At 54.1% G+C, this 16,659-nt stretch carries 18 protein-coding genes and 3 tRNA genes; 19 read left to right on the top strand and 2 right to left on the bottom strand.

What is annotated here, in order from left to right:
- The first annotated feature begins 66 nt into the window (after positions 1 to 66).
- From BM322_RS11005 to nudC, 17 genes are all read left to right on the top strand, one after another.
- The gene (locus BM322_RS11005; RefSeq protein ID WP_075430428.1) at positions 67 to 909 is read left to right on the top strand and encodes a sulfide/dihydroorotate dehydrogenase-like FAD/NAD-binding protein; all 843 of its coding nucleotides are present in this window, start codon (positions 67 to 69) and stop codon (positions 907 to 909) included.
- A gap of 3 nt (positions 910 to 912) precedes the next feature.
- Complete coding sequence (gltA, locus tag BM322_RS11000; protein WP_075430427.1) at positions 913 to 2,319, top strand: NADPH-dependent glutamate synthase; 1,407 nt, start codon at positions 913 to 915, stop codon at positions 2,317 to 2,319.
- Between the two features lie 100 nt (positions 2,320 to 2,419).
- Entirely contained in the window at positions 2,420 to 2,995 is a 576-nt protein-coding gene (locus BM322_RS10995) for a 3'-5' exonuclease (protein ID WP_075430426.1), read from the top strand.
- Complete coding sequence (locus BM322_RS10990; RefSeq protein ID WP_075430425.1) at positions 2,992 to 3,489, top strand: DUF523 domain-containing protein; 498 nt, start codon at positions 2,992 to 2,994, stop codon at positions 3,487 to 3,489. The genes BM322_RS10995 and BM322_RS10990 overlap by 4 nt, the downstream gene beginning before the upstream one ends.
- A gap of 94 nt (positions 3,490 to 3,583) precedes the next feature.
- Positions 3,584 to 3,659 (top strand) — tRNA-Asn (locus tag BM322_RS10985).
- Between the two features lie 3 nt (positions 3,660 to 3,662).
- Positions 3,663 to 3,737 (top strand) — tRNA-Glu (locus BM322_RS10980).
- Between the two features lie 4 nt (positions 3,738 to 3,741).
- Positions 3,742 to 3,817, top strand: a tRNA-Val gene (locus BM322_RS10975).
- Between the two features lie 72 nt (positions 3,818 to 3,889).
- Entirely contained in the window at positions 3,890 to 4,423 is a 534-nt protein-coding gene (locus tag BM322_RS10970; RefSeq protein WP_075430424.1) for a transcription repressor NadR, read from the top strand.
- 82 nt (positions 4,424 to 4,505) lie between these two features.
- On the top strand, positions 4,506 to 5,306 hold the full coding sequence (locus tag BM322_RS10965; RefSeq protein ID WP_075430423.1) for an HD domain-containing protein: 801 nt from the start codon (positions 4,506 to 4,508) through the stop codon (positions 5,304 to 5,306).
- 13 nt (positions 5,307 to 5,319) lie between these two features.
- Positions 5,320 to 6,996 carry a glutamine--tRNA ligase/YqeY domain fusion protein gene (locus BM322_RS10960; RefSeq protein ID WP_075430422.1) on the top strand — a complete coding sequence of 559 codons (1,677 nt, stop codon included), beginning with the start codon at positions 5,320 to 5,322 and terminating at the stop codon, positions 6,994 to 6,996.
- 1 nt (position 6,997) lies between these two features.
- Positions 6,998 to 7,309 carry a hypothetical protein gene (locus tag BM322_RS10955; RefSeq protein WP_075430421.1) on the top strand — a complete coding sequence of 104 codons (312 nt, stop codon included), beginning with the start codon at positions 6,998 to 7,000 and terminating at the stop codon, positions 7,307 to 7,309.
- A gap of 27 nt (positions 7,310 to 7,336) precedes the next feature.
- Positions 7,337 to 8,620, top strand: coding sequence for an ArsB/NhaD family transporter (locus tag BM322_RS10950; protein ID WP_075430420.1), 1,284 nt, complete (start codon positions 7,337 to 7,339; stop codon positions 8,618 to 8,620).
- A 173-nt stretch (positions 8,621 to 8,793) separates the two neighbouring features.
- Positions 8,794 to 9,390, top strand: a complete 597-nt coding sequence (locus BM322_RS10945; RefSeq protein WP_075430418.1) for a hypothetical protein — start codon at positions 8,794 to 8,796, stop codon at positions 9,388 to 9,390.
- A 25-nt stretch (positions 9,391 to 9,415) separates the two neighbouring features.
- The gene (locus BM322_RS10940; RefSeq protein WP_075430416.1) at positions 9,416 to 10,171 is read left to right on the top strand and encodes a 5'-methylthioadenosine/S-adenosylhomocysteine nucleosidase; all 756 of its coding nucleotides are present in this window, start codon (positions 9,416 to 9,418) and stop codon (positions 10,169 to 10,171) included.
- A gap of 65 nt (positions 10,172 to 10,236) precedes the next feature.
- Positions 10,237 to 10,440 (top strand): 4Fe-4S binding protein, encoded by a 204-nt coding sequence (locus tag BM322_RS10935; protein WP_075430414.1) that lies wholly within the window; start codon positions 10,237 to 10,239, stop codon positions 10,438 to 10,440.
- Positions 10,437 to 11,009: a hypothetical protein gene (locus BM322_RS10930; protein ID WP_075430412.1), complete on the top strand. Its 573-nt coding sequence runs from the start codon at positions 10,437 to 10,439 to the stop codon at positions 11,007 to 11,009. Before BM322_RS10935 ends, BM322_RS10930 begins: the two co-directional genes overlap by 4 nt.
- A 125-nt stretch (positions 11,010 to 11,134) precedes the next feature.
- Positions 11,135 to 11,980 carry an NAD(+) diphosphatase gene (nudC, locus tag BM322_RS10925; protein WP_075430409.1) on the top strand — a complete coding sequence of 282 codons (846 nt, stop codon included), beginning with the start codon at positions 11,135 to 11,137 and terminating at the stop codon, positions 11,978 to 11,980.
- 9 nt (positions 11,981 to 11,989) lie between these two features.
- On the opposite strand, the gene BM322_RS10920 is transcribed toward nudC, so the two are convergent.
- Together BM322_RS10920 and BM322_RS10915 are read right to left on the bottom strand one after the other, a co-directional pair.
- Positions 11,990 to 12,466, bottom strand: coding sequence for a hypothetical protein (locus BM322_RS10920; RefSeq protein WP_075430407.1), 477 nt, complete (start codon positions 12,464 to 12,466; stop codon positions 11,990 to 11,992).
- A gap of 130 nt (positions 12,467 to 12,596) precedes the next feature.
- Positions 12,597 to 13,979 (bottom strand): NAD(P)/FAD-dependent oxidoreductase, encoded by a 1,383-nt coding sequence (locus BM322_RS10915; protein ID WP_075430405.1) that lies wholly within the window; start codon positions 13,977 to 13,979, stop codon positions 12,597 to 12,599.
- Positions 13,980 to 14,280: 301 nt separating this feature from the next.
- Between BM322_RS10915 and putP the strand changes: the two genes are divergently transcribed.
- Both putP and BM322_RS10905 read left to right on the top strand, forming a co-directional pair.
- The gene (putP, locus tag BM322_RS10910; RefSeq protein ID WP_075430403.1) at positions 14,281 to 15,759 is read left to right on the top strand and encodes a sodium/proline symporter PutP; all 1,479 of its coding nucleotides are present in this window, start codon (positions 14,281 to 14,283) and stop codon (positions 15,757 to 15,759) included.
- Between the two features lie 24 nt (positions 15,760 to 15,783).
- Positions 15,784 to 16,149 (top strand): VOC family protein, encoded by a 366-nt coding sequence (locus tag BM322_RS10905; protein ID WP_075430401.1) that lies wholly within the window; start codon positions 15,784 to 15,786, stop codon positions 16,147 to 16,149.
- The last annotated feature ends 510 nt before the right edge of the window (positions 16,150 to 16,659 follow it).

The following is a 16,659-nucleotide window of genomic DNA, read 5'->3' as shown; positions in this document are numbered from 1 at the left end:
TAGAATGAGCAGATAAGACCGCAGGCAATGCGGCTGAAGTTGTATATGTATTTAGGAGAGTGAATCATGTTTAAGATCCTGAAGAAAGAGGAGCTTTCCCCGAATGTCTTCTCGATGGATATCGATGCCCCGCGTGTAGCGAAAAAAGCGCAGGCAGGTCAGTTTATCGTCCTGCGTGTTGATGAGAAGGGCGAACGCATTCCACTGACGATTGCCAATTTCAATCGTGAGACCGGTGTCGTAAATATCGTGTTCCAGGTCATCGGCGCATCGACGATGGCTTTGGCTGCTGTCGAGCCGGGCGAGTCAATTGTCGATTTTGTCGGTCCGCTGGGTCAGCCGTCGGAAATCAAGAAATTCGATGGCACGGTAGTCGTTGTTGGCGGCGGTATCGGTGTGGCTCCGACCTTCCCCATTGCCCGCGCTATGAAAGAGGCCGGCAATAAGGTCATCGCCATCATGGGTGCCAAGACCAAGGACATCCTGATCATGGAAGATGAGATGAAGGAAGTCACTGACGAGATCCTCATTACCACCGATGATGGTTCCCGCGGCATCAAGGGCTTTGTCACTTATGCGGTGCAGGAACTGGCCCAGCGTGGCGAGAAGATTGCGCAGATCACGGCAATCGGCCCGGTCATCATGATGAAGAGCGTGGCAGACTGCACGCGTGAGCTTGGCATCCATACGGTCGTCAGCCTCAACCCGATCATGGTTGATGGTACGGGCATGTGCGGCGGTTGCCGCGTGCAGGTCGGTGATGAGACGAAATTCGCCTGCGTCGATGGTCCGGAGTTTGATGGACATCTCGTAGATTTCAACGCCCTCATGAGCCGTCAGCGCATGTATCGCGACCTCGAGGCCGAGGAAAAAGACCATATCTGCAACATCGGACTGGGGAGGAAGTAAGCAATGGCTCTGTCTTTGAAGAAACATGAAATGCCGGTACAGGACCCGAAAGTCCGTGCCCATAACTTTGACGAGGTAGCCCTGGGCTACGATGAAGAAACGGCAGTAGCCGAGGCGGAACGCTGCCTGCACTGCAAGATCCCGCAGTGCCGCAAGGGCTGCCCGGTATCGGTTGATATCCCCGAGTTCATCGGCAAGATCAAGGAGCGCGATTTTGATGGCGCTATCGAGAAAATCAAGGAAGCCAATGCACTGCCAGCTGTCTGCGGCCGCGTCTGCCCGCAGGAGAACCAGTGCGAGAAATACTGCGTGCTGGCCAAGAAGGGTGAGTCGGTCGGCATTGGCCGGCTGGAGCGTTTTGTCGCTGACCGTTATATGGCCAAGAATGAGGAAGTAAAGCCTATCGAGTTTGCAGCTGATGCCCAGAAGGTAGCTGTACTGGGTTCCGGTCCGTCCGGCCTTTCCTGTGCTGGGGATCTTGCCAAGAAGGGCTATAAGGTCACGGTATTTGAGGCACTGCATAAGGCTGGTGGCGTGCTGTCCTACGGCATCCCGGAATTCCGTCTGCCGAAGGATGCCGTGGTCAAGAAGGAGATCGAGAATATCGAGAAGCTCGGCGTCAAATTCGAGCTCGATGCTGTCGCTGGCCGTCTGTTCACCGTAGATGAGCTGATGGAAGAAGAGGGCTTTGATGCGGTATTCATCGGCACGGGGGCTGGCCTGCCGCGTTTCCAGGGCATCCCCGGTGAGAGCCTCAACGGTGTCTACTCGGCCAATGAGTTCCTGACGCGCTGCAATCTCATGAAGGCTTATAAGTTCCCGGAATATGCAACCCCGATTAAAGTGGGCAAAAATGTCGCTGTTATCGGCGGCGGCAACGTAGCCATGGATGCTGCCCGCACGGCACTGCGCCTGGGGGCTGAGCATGTCTATATCGTCTATCGCCGCAGCGAGGCAGAGCTGCCGGCCCGTAAGGAAGAAGTCGAGCATGCAAAAGAAGAGGGCATCGATTTCAAATTGCTCAACAATCCTGTTGAGATTCTTGGCGATGAGAATGGCTGGGTCAAGGCCATGACCTGCATCCGTATGGAGCTTGGCGAGCCTGATGAGTCTGGCCGTCGTCGTCCGGTAGCTGTCGAGGGCTCAGAGTTCGAGCTGGCTGTGGATACGGTCATCGTGTCCATCGGTACGGGCCCGAACCCCATCATTGCTCATACGACGCCGGGCCTTGCTACGACGAAGCGTGGCAATATCGAGGCTGATGAAGAGTCCTGCGCTACGTCCAAGCCAGGAGTATTTGCCGGTGGCGACATCGTAACTGGTGCTGCTACGGTAATCCTCGCGATGGGGGCAGGGCGCAAGGCTGCTGCTGCCATTGATAAGTATCTGCAGAAAAAGAAAAACAGCTGATATAGCTTTATCCGGTCAAGGTTGACCGCAGGTAGTCCGTCCCAGCCAAGGCAAAGCTGGGGCGGATTTATCATTGTTTTAGGGAAGAGGGAATACTTTAATGGATTTTGCTGCCATTGACTTCGAGACGGCGACTGCAGCCCGTGATTCGGCCTGCAGTGTAGCTGTGGTTGAGGTCAAGGAAGGAAAACTTTATGACTCGTATTATACGTTGATCCAGCCGCCAGGAAACCGTTACAATTGGTACAACACGCGCATTCACGGTATCACGCGGGAGGATACTGCCACAGCGCCGAGCTTTGCTGATATCTGGCCAGAGCTGCGGGCGCATCTCGAGGGAAGGATTGTCGTTGCCCATAATGCCCCCTTTGATATGGGGGTGCTCGGCGCCTGTCTGGCGAAGGATGGGCTAGGCAATCCGGACTTTGCCTACTGCGACACGGTAGCAATCTCGCGCAAGGTCTGGCCGGAGCTTGCCAATCACAAGCTCGATACGGTGGGCAGTTTCCTGCATGTCGAGTTCAATCATCACAATGCGCTGGATGATGCGCGCACCTGTGCGTACATCCCGGTGGCTGCTGCTAGGGAGATGGCTGTAGGCAGTCTGAAGGGACTGACGGCGCAGCTGGGAATCCGTGTTCAGCCGTTTGGCGTTAGAAAGGGGTATAGACGATGATCTTGGTAAGTGCTTGTCTGCTGGGGCACAAAGTCAAATTCAATGGTGGGACGAATACGCATGAGCTGCTGCTCAAGTACAACGAGCGGGGCCGGTTCATCGCGGTCTGTCCCGAATGCTTTGCGATGCTGCCCGTGCCGCGTCCTTGCGTAGAGATCCAGGGCGGTACAGGCAAGAAGGTTTTGTCGGGCAAGGCTAAGGCCATGGATGAGAATGGGCGGGATATGACGCAGTATTTCCTGACCGGTGCCGACAAGGTGCTCAAGATAGCCGAAGCCTATCATGCGAAGGTGGCGATCCTCAAGGAAGGCAGTCCATCCTGCGGCGTCAAGAAAATCTATAATGGCAATTTCGAAGACAAGAAGATCAAGGGTCAGGGCGTGACGACGGCCCTGCTGCAGAAGCATGGCATCACGGTCTATTCGGATAAGGACATGACGGTGGGCCGCTTGGAGGAACTCATCGCTGAGGATATGCGCCGCGACCGCATCTGAAAAATTTTTTCATGATACGAAAAAAAGGGGTTGCATTATGCGTAAAAATCCCGTATAATATCTTTTGTCGACACGAGAGTGTCACAAGAGTTATTCCTCGATAGCTCAGCCGGTAGAGCACCTGACTGTTAATCAGGCTGTCGCAGGTTCGAATCCTGCTCGAGGAGCCATATGGCGCGTTGGTCAAGTGGTTAAGACACCGCCCTTTCACGGCGGCTTCATGGGTTCGAATCCCATACGCGTCACCATTTCGGGCGATTAGCTCAGCTGGGAGAGCGCTTGCCTTACAAGCAAGATGTCAGCAGTTCGATTCTGTTATCGCCCACCATTCAAAAATATAGGCTGCCGAAGGGCGGCCTTTTTTGTTATCAGCAGCACCAGAGGAACAGGAGGTTTGTGCATGAATACGGAAGACCGCCGGGAACATTTACTCAAACGCCTGCGTGAGGCGGAGCAGCCCCTTACGGGAACGAAACTTTCACGTGAGTTTGCTGTGAGCAGGCAGATCATTGTCGGGGATATCAGCATCTTGCGGGCGCAGGGTGTGCAGATCTTTGCAACGCCGCGGGGCTATATCTTGCCAGCAGAGAAGGCCGAGAGCAGCCGCATGGTGACGCTGGTCTGCCAGCATGATGCAGCCGGCATGGAAAAGGAACTTCTGGCCATCGTCGACAACGGCGGTGCTGTGCTAGATGTCATCGTCGAACATCCCTTATACGGTCCAATCCGCGGCGACCTTCTGCTGGAGAATCGGCGTGACGTGCGTGCGTTCCTGTCGAAGATGCAGAAATGCCAGGCCAATCCGCTGCTGGTGGTGACTGGCGGCATCCACATGCATACGGTGCGGGTTCCCGACGAGGAAACTCTGCAGGCTATCCGTGAGGATTTGCGGGCACTGGACATCCTGGTGGAGGATGGCGTCGCCCGGGGCTGATATTGCGCGACAATTCCCTTCGTAGTATAATTATAATGTTTTCATGCAGTGACAAAGGTATTTATAGTAAGGAAGACGAGTCGTGGAAGAATTATTGAAGAAGATGCATACCTGGATGGATGCATATATGAAACGCTTTGTTACCGATGACGAAGAAGTCATGCAGGGAATACGCATCAAGATGATCCATACGGGCTATGTCACGGCGATTGCCCGGGAGCTGGCCTGTGAGCTCTCACTCAGCCAGCATGATGTGCAGCTGGCTGAGATCATGGGGTTGTTCCATGATGTGGGACGCTTCCGCCAGTACAGCATCTACAAGACCTTCAATGATGCTCAGTCGGAGGATCATGCAGATCTTGGACTCAAGGTGCTGGCAGAAGAGATGCCGTATATGGATGATCTGACGGCCGAGGATGCCGAGCTGGTGCGCTTTGCCATCCGCAACCACAACAAGAAGGAAATCGAGCCAGTGACGGATAAGCGCAAGCTGCTGTTTGCAAGGCTGCTGCGTGATGCGGACAAGCTCGATATCTACCGCGTGCTCTCGCCTTATCTGACACCTGATGGTGTCGATAAGGCGCCAAAGTTCATCAAGGCCGATGCGAGCCAGCTTGTGAGCCCGGACTTTGTCCGTGACTTTGCCGAGGGTAAGCAGGCGGATTACCGTCATTTGCGCACCCATGGCGACCGCAAGCTCGTGCGGCTCATGTGGGTCTACGATGTCAACTTCAGCTGGACGTTGCGCAAGATGGTGGAGCGCGGCTATATCGATCTCATCATCAAGTATCTTCCGGAGCAGGAAGGCCTCGATGTCGGTATACGCCGGCTGCGTCAATATATAGAAGAGAAATGTGCGGTCAAAGACCGTGTGGATTTATAAAGGAGAGAATCTAATGGCAGAGAATACGACAATCGCCACGAATTTCGTGCAGAATGCGATTGAGGACGACCTGAAAAACGGCAAATATACGGAAGGCATCCATACGCGGTTTCCACCTGAGCCGAATGGCTATCTCCATATCGGTCATGCGAAATCCATTTGCTTGAATTTCGGTCTGGCTGAGTATAATCATGGTCTTTGCAACCTGCGCTTTGATGATACGAATCCGACCAAGGAGGATACGGAGTACGTCGATTCCATCCAGGAGGACATCCATTGGCTCGGCTTCTCGTGGCAGAACCGCATGTATTATGCCTCGGACTACTTCGATAAGCTCTATGACTATGCCGTCGAGCTCATCAAGAAGGGCCTGGCTTATGTGGATGACCTCACGGCTGAGGAGATCAAGCAGTATCGTGGCACGCTGACAGAGCCGGGGAAGGAAAGCCCGTACCGCAACCGCAGTGTCGAGGAGAACCTCGATCTGTTTGCCCGCATGAAGGCTGGTGAGTTCGGCGATGGTGAGAAGGTACTGCGCGCAAAGATCGACATGGCTTCGCCGAATATGGTCATGCGCGATACGGTCATCTACCGCATTGCTCATGCGCATCATCATCGCACGGGTGATGCCTGGTGCATCTATCCGATGTATGATTTTGCCCATCCGCTGTCGGATGCCATCGAGGGCATTACCCACTCGGTCTGCACCCTCGAGTTCGAGGAACACCGCCCGTTCTATGACTGGCTGTTGGAATCGCTGGGCTTTGACGTCAATACGCGCCCGCGCCAGATTGAGTTTGCCCGCCTGAACCTCACGAATACGGTCACGAGCAAGCGCAAGCTGCGCCAGCTCGTCGAAGATGGGTATGTGCGCGGTTGGGATGATCCGCGCATGCCGACCATCTCGGGCCTGCGCCGTCGCGGTTATACGCCGGCATCGCTGCGCAACTTCTGCGAGGAAATCGGTGTCGCCAAGGGCAACAGCCTCGTTGATGTCAGCATGCTCGAGCATTGCGTCCGCGATGACCTCAACGAGCATGCCGACCGCGTCATGGCAGTGCTGCGTCCGCTGAAGGTCGTCATCACGAATTATCCAGAGGATAAAGAGGAGTACCTGCTGGCCGACAATAACCCGATGCATGGTGGCAGCCGTTTCGTACCTTTCTCCCGCGAGCTCTACATCGAACAGGAAGACTTCATGGAGGAGCCGCCGAAGAAGTATTTCCGCCTCAAACCGGGCGGAGAGGTTCGCCTCAAGCATGCCTATATCATCAAGTGCGAGGAAGTCGTGAAGGACGAGGCAGGCAATGTTGTCGAGCTGCGCTGCACGGCAGACCTTGACTCGAAGACGGGTGGCGCAACGGCTGGCCGCAAGATCAAGGGCACGATCCACTGGGTGGCTGCCAAGACGGCTCTGCCGGCTGAGGTTCGTCTCTACGACTACCTGCTCGAGACTGATGAGAATGGCAATCTGCCGGAGGACTTCATCGCCGCACTCAACAAGACGTCGCTGGAAGTCATCGAGAATGCCTGGATCGAGCCGAGCGTCAAGCTCACGGCTGCCGGCACGCATTATCAGTTCCTGCGTGAGGGCTACTTCGTTGTCGATCCGGACACTACGCCGGACAAGCTGGTGTTCAACCGTGTCGTTGGCCTGCGTGACAGCTGGGCCAAAGTAAAGAAGGGATAATATGGGCAAGATTCCAAAGGGACTTACGGATAAGGATATGTTCCAGAACTACGTGGAAGAAGAGACGCTTGAGGATACCTTCATCAAGGCCGAGAAAATTGCGGACAAGAAGCACCGTGAGCGCGCGGCCGTTGAGCCTCCTGCTGAGCTCAGCCGGGCTGGGTTCACGCCGGCGCTGACTGAGGATCTCGGCAAGGCACTGATGGTGCTCAAGATGGAACTTTTCCGCGAGGGTGTTCAGCACTATACGTTCAAGATCAAGCGCGATGGCGAAAGCATCGTGCTGACGCCGAAGTACAAGAAGGAAAATTAAAGATACTATGGAAAGAAGTGGATTGCATTGTTAAGCAGCACGACCCTGGCGGTTATCATCTTCGTAATCGCCTATGCGCTGATTATTTCAGAGAAGGTGCATCGCACCATCGTGGGAATTTTTGGCGCTATGCTGATGATTCTCTGTGGCATCATCAGCCAGGAAACTGCTATTCATCATATTGATTTCAATACGTTGGGACTTTTGATGGGCATGATGATCATCGTCAACATCACGAGTGAGACCGGCCTGTTCAACTTCCTGGCCATCTGGGCGGCCAAGAAGGTCAAGGCTCGTCCGATTGCGCTGCTGGTAGCCCTGTCGGCACTCACGATGGTCTGCTCGGCCCTGCTCGATAATGTCACGACCGTACTGCTGACGGTTCCTATCACGTTCAGCATCACGGCGCAGCTCAAGGTTGATGTGAAGCCATACCTGATTGCACAGATCTTGTCGTCGAACATCGGCGGCACGGCGACGCTGATCGGTGACCCGCCGAACATCATGATCGGCAGCGCCGTCGGCCTGAACTTCATGGATTTCGTCATGAACCTTACGGGAGTGGCCATTGTGATCTTCATCGTAGTACAGGCTCTGCTGATCCTGCTGTACGGTAAGGAACTCAAGACACAGCCAGAACTGCAGGAGAAGGTCATGCGTCTCAACGCGAAGAGCCAGATTTCCGATGTTAAGCTGCTGAAAAAATGCTTGTTTGTCATCTTCGTCACGATCTCGCTGTTTGTCATGCATGGAGCACTGGGACTGGAGACAGCAACGGCAGCTCTTACGGGCGCAGGTCTTTTGCTGCTCATCACCTTCACGCGCAATGAGGCCATGATTGCCAAGGTGCTCTCGAAGGTCGAGTGGCTGGCCATCTTCTTCTTCGCCGGCCTGTTCGTTCTCGTCGGCGCCTTGGTGGAGACAGGCGTCATCAAGATGCTGGCGGCTGAGGCCATCAAGCTCACCCATGGCGATGTCACGTCTACGGCTGTGCTGATCCTCTGGATGAGTGCTGTCGCCTCGGCATTCATCGATAACATCCCCTTTGTCGCGACGCTGATTCCGCTGATCCAGGATATGGGGCAGATGGGCCTTACGAATCTCGATCCGCTCTGGTGGTCGCTGGCACTTGGTGCCTGCCTCGGTGGCAACGGTACGCTGATCGGCGCCAGCGCCAACGTTGTCGTTGCCTCGATGGCTGCGCAGCGCGGTCGTCAGATCTCGTTCCTGGGCTTCATGAAAGTGGCGTTCCCAGTCATGATCCTGACGATCATCATAGCGAATATATACGTCTGGCTGCGCTATCTTTGAGAATAGCCATGAAAGCTGTCTTCCGAGCAGGGAAGACAGCTTTTTTTAGCAAGCGCTAACCCTTCTATGCTATATTGGTTGATAATGACCATGATTTTTTTGTCGTGTAACATTTTTTACAGCCGTTCTCCGTTTTTTCGCGTATATTTAGGGGATGAAACGGAGGTAATACGATGAGTGCTTTTTTAGGGCCAATCCACTATTGGATGTATGAAAAGATAATGGTGCAGGAGGAACTCCTGCGCCGCATTGCCGTCAAGGCAGAAAAAGAGGGCTGGCTGGAGTCAGCGGCAGGTTTTGTCATGGAGGAGAGCCGCCCCTTAGCGGAAATCATTGACGAGGCCAATATCCATGGGTGGCTGAGCAGCCGCATCGAAAGCGTGGAAAAACGCTATGCAGAGCTGGTTAGCGGAGTCTTGACTGGTCATGAGGAAAGGCTGGCTGACCTGAAGGCTATAGCCTATGCTTTTGGCACCGAAAAGGCAGCCAAGGCAGGCAGTACGGCTAGTGAGTGTTACAAACAGATTGAGGACTGCACTTTGAATGGCATGCCTTGTGATGGAGCCAATATTGTCACGGATGAAAGCGAAACGCACTTCAGCTGGCAGCAGCGGCTGGAGGTGCATGGTGCGTATTGGACGGCAGCCGGAGGCAGAGCCGAGCATTACTATGCTTTGCGTCAGCAGTTCATAGCTGGTATACTTTTAGAGACAGATTATGTCTTAACGAGTACAGATGACAGGGACTACAGCCTATGTCATAAAAACTGATTCAAACAAAGGGGATGGGATTTTGATGGATACCCAAAAGATAATGCTGGAAGGTGCCATGTATATGGAGACTGAGCTATTGCTGGCTGCTTTGGCAGAGCCCCAGGAGCATGTGGTGGGGCAGTGGCGCTTTGTTGAGGGCAGGTACCATGATGTGCCCATCGTCGTAGCTGTGACTTCCATCGGCATGACGAATGCTGCGGCAGCGACAGCCCTGGGGATTGAAAGATTCCAGCCCACGGCTGTGATAAGCCAGGGAACAGCGGGCGGTCATGACCCTGCATTGCAGGCCTGCGATATCGTTCTGGGCAAGCGTTCCTTTGATGCAAGCTCTTACCGCAGTGCACAGGAGGATAAGGTGGACTGGCGTCATATGGAGCTTATGGGCTCGTATGCCTATGATGCGGCAACGCAGTCCTTTGTCCCGCAGGCCGTCTATTACCTAGGCGATGAAAGATTGCTGGCGGCGGCACATTTGGCAGCGAAGGATTATAGGCGGGGCCGTGTTGTCGATGGCTGTATCGCAAGCTGCAATACTTGGAATCGGCAAAAAGAACGCCTGCAATATCTGCATGACCAATTCGGCTCGTCCTGCGAGGATATGGAAGTCAATTCGGCGGCGCAGATCTGCCAGCAGTATGGGATACCGTTCCTGGGCATCCGCATCCTGTCGAATACGGAGTTCCGGGCGGAGGAGTTCCAGCCGGAATCCGCCCAGGTCTGCCAGCAGTTTGTGCTGGCTGTGGCTGAGCAATACGGGAAGATGTCAAACCGTGATTGAATTACGGAGATGATGCCTGGTACAGGTATATAATGGATACAGTCGATAGTAGGAGGGCTGTATACATGTGTAGAAAGAAAAAACATCTGGCTGTGGTGCAGAAGGCTGACTGTGTGGCTTGCGGTACCTGCACAGATGTCTGCCCGCGCGGTGCCATAACGATCTGGCGCGGGAGTTTTGCGGTAGTTGATGCCGCCCTTTGCGTGGGCTGTGGCCGCTGCGCAAAGGAGTGTCCGGCCTCAGTCATCCAGCTGGAGGTGGGAGCATGAAAAGGCATTGGTATCATTATCTGTGGCTTTGGTCGCTCTTGTACTTTGGCCTGGGCTTTTTCAATATCCTGTTTGCCTGGCTGGGGCTCATCAGTTTCATGCTGCCGCTGATCATGGCGATCGGGTTTGGCAATAAGCTGTTCTGCAATCGTTACTGTGACCGTGGGCAGACGCTGCGGGCCCTGGGACAGCTGGGCTTTTCCCGGCGCCGGGAGATGCCGGCCTGGATGAGGAGCAAGGTCTTCCGCTATGGCTTTATGGTGTTCTTCTTTGCGATGTTCGGCAATGTCTTATACACTACATGGCTGGTCTATAGTGGCGCAGGTTCTCTGCAGGAAGTGGTGACGCTTTTATGGACCTGGCAGTTTCCCTGGCAATGGACCTATTCAGGCGCAACTAGTCCCTGGGTGGCGCAGTTTGCCTTCGGCCTCTATAGCCTGATGCTGACCTCGGAGGTCATTGCGCTTGTTACCATGCTGGCCTATCGTCCTCGTTCCTGGTGCGTCTATTGTCCGATGGGGACTTTGACACAGACAATCTGCAAGGCCAAGGCTCGGAGAGATTCCTGACAATGAAAAGCTGCCATGCTATATAAGGCATGGCAGTTTTTTTACTTAGATGCTTGGTGGTGTTATAATGGTAACCATATGATGTGCCGTAGAAACTTTGTACCAATGCGAAGGAAGTGTCAGCTGTGATACACGAGATCAGTCCCCTGCATTTAGCCAATGAATATATACCCAATGCCGAGCCTTGGAAAGATGATATCATCATCTTCGTCAAGGGAAATGCCCTGATGGTTGGAGGAAGCAAAGGCGCTATGTGCTTTCCGAAGCGGCAGGATATCCGGTCGAACCAGCTGGAATACCAGTATCTGTTTTCGCTGGCTGGACATGGCGTGTATTATGCTCAGAAGAGAAACATGGAGCCATTGCCGGGCTTTTCCTATATGACGCTGAAGGAGATGCGCTGGCAGCTGCAGGGGCCGCAGGCGAATATGTATCTGGTGTATACGGCCTGGCACCTTATCACTTGGTATGAGGATAATCGCTTTTGCGGCCGGTGCGGTCATATGCATGCGCCGGCTGCAAGGGAGCGGGCGCTTGTCTGTGATAACTGTGGGCATGTAGTCTATCCGCGCATCATTCCCGCTGTGGTCGCAGGCGTGATAAATGGCGATGAGATCCTGCTGACGAAATACGCCAATCGCGATGTGCCGTTCTATGCACTGGTAGCAGGCTTTACGGAAATCGGTGAGACGCTGGAGGAATGCGTGGCCCGTGAGGTCATGGAAGAGACGGGGCTCAAGGTAAAGAACATCCGCTACTATAAATCACAGCCCTGGGGCAGCGTGCAGGATCTGATCGTGGGGTTCTATTGCGAGGTAGATGGCGATACGGCCATCCATATGGATAAGAGTGAACTCAAAGAGGCTGTATGGGTAAAGCGCGCAAACATTCAGGGACAGCCTGACGACTGGAGCCTTACCCACCATATGATGATGACCTTCAAGGAAGGCCGTGAACCGAAAAGCTGCTAAGGTCTTTTTTCAGCCGGCGTCAATATCCACATTGGCGCCTAAATATTTGCTGCGGTCGGATTCTTTGAGATCCTTTTGGTAAGGATTGTCTTCGTTATAGTAGCGGATCTGGGTGTTGGTCTCGCCACCGGAAATATAGGTGCGGCCGCATTCGGGGCAGACGGCAGTCTTCAGGCGGACACTGGCGCGGACTACCTCGCCGTTGCCTGTATCGGCTTTTTGATAGGCATTAGACACGTGTTCCTGCTCGTGGCTCATGACCACGGAGGCCGCATTGTCGGGATCGATATGTCCTGCTGCTTTGAAGGAGACCATCTCGTTTGAACCATCCTGATACTTGCGGCGCTTGCAGGTCTCACATTCTGCGGGGCTGGATTTCTGCCCGATGCCGCGGGGGTCGCTAGTCTGGCTGTAATCGCCGTTGCTGTCATAGTTGTTTCCATATGGCCAGCCGTAGCTGCTGGCAGGGATACGCATATCTGACATATTGTCCACATCCTTCCTGGCTGTATAATACTCCTATATAGTATATCGAAAGGATTGGCTGAAAAGTTAAGAGAAAAAGCCCTGTGCTTGACTGGTCAAGCACAGGGCTTTGGTTATCTTTACCGAAAGGTTATTTCTTTACGCGGTCGAGGATGCGGCGCGCGACGTAGACGCCGCTGGCACCGGCCTGGGAGAGGCCGCGGGTTACGCCGGCACCATCACCGATGGCGAAGACGTTCTTGAGTTTTGTCTCGAGATCTTTGGAGAGGACCACACGAGAGCTGTAGAACTTGACCTCGACGCCATAGAGCAGCGTGTCATCGTTGGTCATGCCCGGTGCGATGTTGTTGAGCGCCTGGATCATCTCGATGATGTTGTCGAGATGGCGTTTCGGCAGTACCAGGGAGAGATCGCCCGGCGTAGCCTGCAGCGTCGGTTTCGTGAAGCTCTTGGTCATGCGGTGGGCGTTGGTGCGGCGGCCCTTCATGAGGTCGCCGAAGCGCTGGACGATGATGCCGCCGCCGAGCATGTTCGAGAACGAGGCAATGCGCTTGCCGTACTGATGGGGGGATTTGAAGGGCTCTGTGAAGCGGTTGCTGACGAGCAGCGCAAAGTTCGTATTGTTGCTTTGCAGGCTTGGATCGCTGTAGGAGTGGCCGTTGACCGTCACGATGCCGTCAGTGTTCTCCATGACGACGTGGCCGTGGGGGTTCATGCAGAAGGTGCGGACCTGATCGCCATAGCGTTTCGTGCGGTAGACGAGCTTGGCCTCATAGACCTGGCTCGTGATATGGTTCCAGACTTCGTCAGGAACTTCGACGCGCACGCCGACGTCGACGCGATTGTTTTCCTGCTCAAGTCCGAGGGCCTCGCATTCGTTGGAGAACCACTCGGCACCGGCGCGGCCAGGTGCGACAATCAGATACTCGGCCTCAATCGTTTCGCCGTTTTCCAGCTCCAGGCTGTTATGGCCTTCGCCGTTGGAGTGGATATGAGCCACTGGGCACTCGAAGCGGAACTCGACCTTGTCTTTGAGGTATTCATAGGTTGCCTTGAGCATGTTGAGGTTGTTCTCGGTGCCGAGATGGCGGACGCTGGCACTGAGAAGGTGGAGGTCATGCTGCAGGGCCAGCTGGCCGATGTTGGAATTCTCGGTGGAGAAGACTTCAGCCGGTGCGCCGTGTTTCATGTTGATCTTGTCGACGTAGTTGATGAGATCCATGACTTCGTCATCGGGCAGATACTCGTTGAGCCAGCCGCCAAACTGTGTCGTGAAATTGTACTTGCCGTCGGAGAAGGCGCCGGCGCCGCCGAAGCCGCGCATGATGCTGCAAGGCTTGCAGCCGATGCAGCTCTTTACCTTGCCGGACGAGATGGGGCAGACACGCGTGTAGATGTCCTTGCCGCTCTCGAGCAGCAGGATGCTGAGCTCCGGGCATTTCTCGGCGAGTTCGTAGGCGGCAAAGACACCGGCCGGGCCCCCGCCGACAATCGCAACATCATACTTTTTCATGATAATTCCCTCCTAAAATAACGGGCGCGGATGTTTATCCGGGCGCACGAAAAGAGCGCAGATCTTTGCTGTTCCTGTGGTGAGCAATCTGCGTATCGAATCGACTTTTTCAAAACCTTAGCTATTATACGGGATGCTTTTACAGATTGCAAGCATTTTTTACGAGAAAAAAATAAAGAATGTACACTATAACAGAAAAATCATAGCTTGTATATAAATTATAGTTGCATTATATCTGCCTTTGCAGGTATAATGTATAGCATATTGTAAACCTGTAATATATCTGTAAGGAGGAGATTCGTTGGTACACAATCTGGCAATCATCAATACATTCATCTTATATATAGGGCTCATGATGGCCATCGGCGTCTACTATTACCGCCGGACGCGCAACATGAGTGACTATTTCCTCGGCAACCGCAAGCTTGGGGCTTGGGTGACTTCCATGAGTGCCGAGGCCTCGGATATGAGCGGCTGGATGCTCATGGGCGTGCCGGGCTTTGCCTATCTAGCCGGTCTCAATGCGGGCTGGATCGCTGTCGGCATCGCTATCGGCACCTGGGCCAACTGGCATTTCATCGCAGCGCGTCTGCGCAAGTACACAGAACTGGCCAACAATTCGCTGACGCTGCCGGAGTTCTTCGAGAATCGTTTCGAGGATAAGAGCGGTCTGCTGCGCATCGTGCCAGCCGTATTCATCCTGATATTCTTCATCATCTATACCTCGTCGGGATTCGTTTCGGCCGGTCGCCTGTTTGAGACGGTGTTTGGCATCCCGTACCACTATGCAATCTTCATCGGTGCCGGCTCGGTGGTGTTCTATACGCTGGTCGGCGGTTTCCTGGCAGTGTCGCGCACGGATTTCATCCAAGGCATCATGATGTTTTTTGCCATCCTTGTCGTACCGATTACGGCAGGCATGACGATGGGAGGCTTTTCGGCGACGGTAGCAGCCATCGACACGGTGCAGCATTCGATGCTTGAGCCCTTTACGAAGCCGGATGGCTCGACGCTGGGAACTATCGAGCTTATTTCCTTGCTGGCCTGGGGCATCGGTTACTTCGGTCAGCCCCATATCCTCGTGCGTTTCATGGCAATCTCGAGTTCGAGGGAAATCAAGCAGGCGACGCGCATTGCGATGACCTGGGTGGTCGTGTCCTTGGCCGCAGCTGTTGCCGTTGGCATGGTTGGCCGTGTATTCCTCACGACGCCATTGGAGGGCACGGAGTCAGAGACTGTATTCCTCGTGATGACGAATACGATGTTCCCTCCCGTCGTGGCTGGCCTTATCCTCTCGGCTGTGCTGGCAGCTATCATGAGTACGGCATCGTCGCAGCTGCTCGTGGCTGCCTCGGCCTTTGCGCAGGATTTCTACCGCACGCTGATGCGCAAGGATGCGGAGCAGAAGGAGCTCGTCTGGATCAGCCGGGCGTCCGTGCTCGTCATTGCATCCCTGGCGATCTTCCTCGGCCTCAATCCGAACAACTTCATCCTGGACATGGTTGCCTATGCCTGGGCCGGCTTTGGTGCAGCCTTCGGCCCTGCGCTGCTCATGAGCCTGTTCTGGCGCCGTACGACGCGCAATGGTGTACTGGCTGGCATCATTGTTGGCGGTGTGACTGTACTGGTATGGAAGCAGTTCGCGCTTTGGGGGCTCTATGAGATCGTCCCGGGATTCCTGCTGGCCCTCATCGCTGTCTATGTCGTCAGCAAACTCGATGCTGAGCCGGCTGAAAGTATTACCGATACCTTTGATTCGGTAGGCAAAAGTGAGATATAATAGAAACCATAGGGAGGTGCAGTCATGGATTTCAAATTTGCACATAATAATTTCAATGTCCTCGATTTGGACAAAAGCCTGAAGTTCTATCAGCAGGCACTGGATTTCACGGAGGCGCATCGCCTCGAGACGCCGGACTTTACTCTCGTGTATCTGTCCGATGGGGGCAGGACACCGCATGAGCTTGAGCTCACCTGGATAAAGGAGCGCAAGGAGCCGTATAACCTTGGCGAGAATGAATTCCACCTGGCCCTTACCGTGGATGATTTTGCGGCAGCACATGCACGTCATAAGGAGATGGGCTGCATTTGCTATGAGAATACGGCTATGGGTATCTATTTCATCAGTGATCCGGACGGGTACTGGATTGAGATACTGCCGGAAAAATAATATATTCTAATTTGTTTTATGGATATGAATGGAGGTTCGCTGGCTGAAAGTTGAGTCAGCGGACTTTTTTTACTGACAAATTACAGTTTGTCTGTTAGTTCGTGCGGAATGGAATCCCGATAGTACGCAGCTCGGGGTTCACGGGGTAGTACTTTTTCTGTTTCCGCTGAATGGGCCGTACGCCCAGTCTGCTCCCGTCACCAGGTCGCGACGTACATAGTTCTTTCTAGGTTATGCGCTTACGGCCCAGTCCTGCTGCGCAGGACAGTCGCTCCAGACAGAAAGAAGCACCACCCCGTTCGCCCCCTTTGGTAACGGAAGTCTGAGATTGTACGAATCGTTTCTCCCGTAACAAGCACATCGATGTAATTCGTGACCTATCGCCGGAACAGAGCAGGATTATCCAAACATAACGGAGGGCGAGGGTGGGTACACTTTCTTCGTAGACGGAGCGACTGCCCGAACGCAGTGAGGGATGGCACGCGGTAGGTATAAACTAGAACGTCAAGA

Source organism: Selenomonas sp. GACV-9, from assembly GCA_900116485.1.
Classification (GTDB): domain Bacteria; phylum Bacillota; class Negativicutes; order Selenomonadales; family Selenomonadaceae; genus Selenomonas_A; species Selenomonas_A ruminantium_G.
Note: the sequence above shows the minus strand (reverse complement) of the source record. Positions and strands in the feature narration are given on the sequence as shown.

What these genes read in the sequence shown, in the direction of transcription:
- BM322_RS10960 (WP_075430422.1), top strand. Translation starts at nt 5,320, where the DNA reads ATGGCAGAGAATACGACAATCGCCACGAATTTCGTGCAGAATGCGATT.
- BM322_RS10920 (WP_075430407.1), bottom strand. Translation starts at nt 12,466, where the DNA reads ATGTCAGATATGCGTATCCCTGCCAGCAGCTACGGCTGGCCATATGGA.
- BM322_RS10990 (WP_075430425.1), top strand. Translation starts at nt 2,992, where the DNA reads ATGATCTTGGTAAGTGCTTGTCTGCTGGGGCACAAAGTCAAATTCAAT.
- BM322_RS11005 (WP_075430428.1), top strand. Translation starts at nt 67, where the DNA reads ATGTTTAAGATCCTGAAGAAAGAGGAGCTTTCCCCGAATGTCTTCTCG.
- BM322_RS10915 (WP_075430405.1), bottom strand. Translation starts at nt 13,979, where the DNA reads ATGAAAAAGTATGATGTTGCGATTGTCGGCGGGGGCCCGGCCGGTGTC.
- BM322_RS10955 (WP_075430421.1), top strand. Translation starts at nt 6,998, where the DNA reads ATGGGCAAGATTCCAAAGGGACTTACGGATAAGGATATGTTCCAGAAC.
- BM322_RS10995 (WP_075430426.1), top strand. Translation starts at nt 2,420, where the DNA reads ATGGATTTTGCTGCCATTGACTTCGAGACGGCGACTGCAGCCCGTGAT.
- gltA (WP_075430427.1), top strand. Translation starts at nt 913, where the DNA reads ATGGCTCTGTCTTTGAAGAAACATGAAATGCCGGTACAGGACCCGAAA.
- BM322_RS10945 (WP_075430418.1), top strand. Translation starts at nt 8,794, where the DNA reads ATGAGTGCTTTTTTAGGGCCAATCCACTATTGGATGTATGAAAAGATA.
- BM322_RS10970 (WP_075430424.1), top strand. Translation starts at nt 3,890, where the DNA reads ATGAATACGGAAGACCGCCGGGAACATTTACTCAAACGCCTGCGTGAG.
- BM322_RS10940 (WP_075430416.1), top strand. Translation starts at nt 9,416, where the DNA reads ATGGATACCCAAAAGATAATGCTGGAAGGTGCCATGTATATGGAGACT.
- BM322_RS10930 (WP_075430412.1), top strand. Translation starts at nt 10,437, where the DNA reads ATGAAAAGGCATTGGTATCATTATCTGTGGCTTTGGTCGCTCTTGTAC.
- BM322_RS10905 (WP_075430401.1), top strand. Translation starts at nt 15,784, where the DNA reads ATGGATTTCAAATTTGCACATAATAATTTCAATGTCCTCGATTTGGAC.
- BM322_RS10935 (WP_075430414.1), top strand. Translation starts at nt 10,237, where the DNA reads ATGTGTAGAAAGAAAAAACATCTGGCTGTGGTGCAGAAGGCTGACTGT.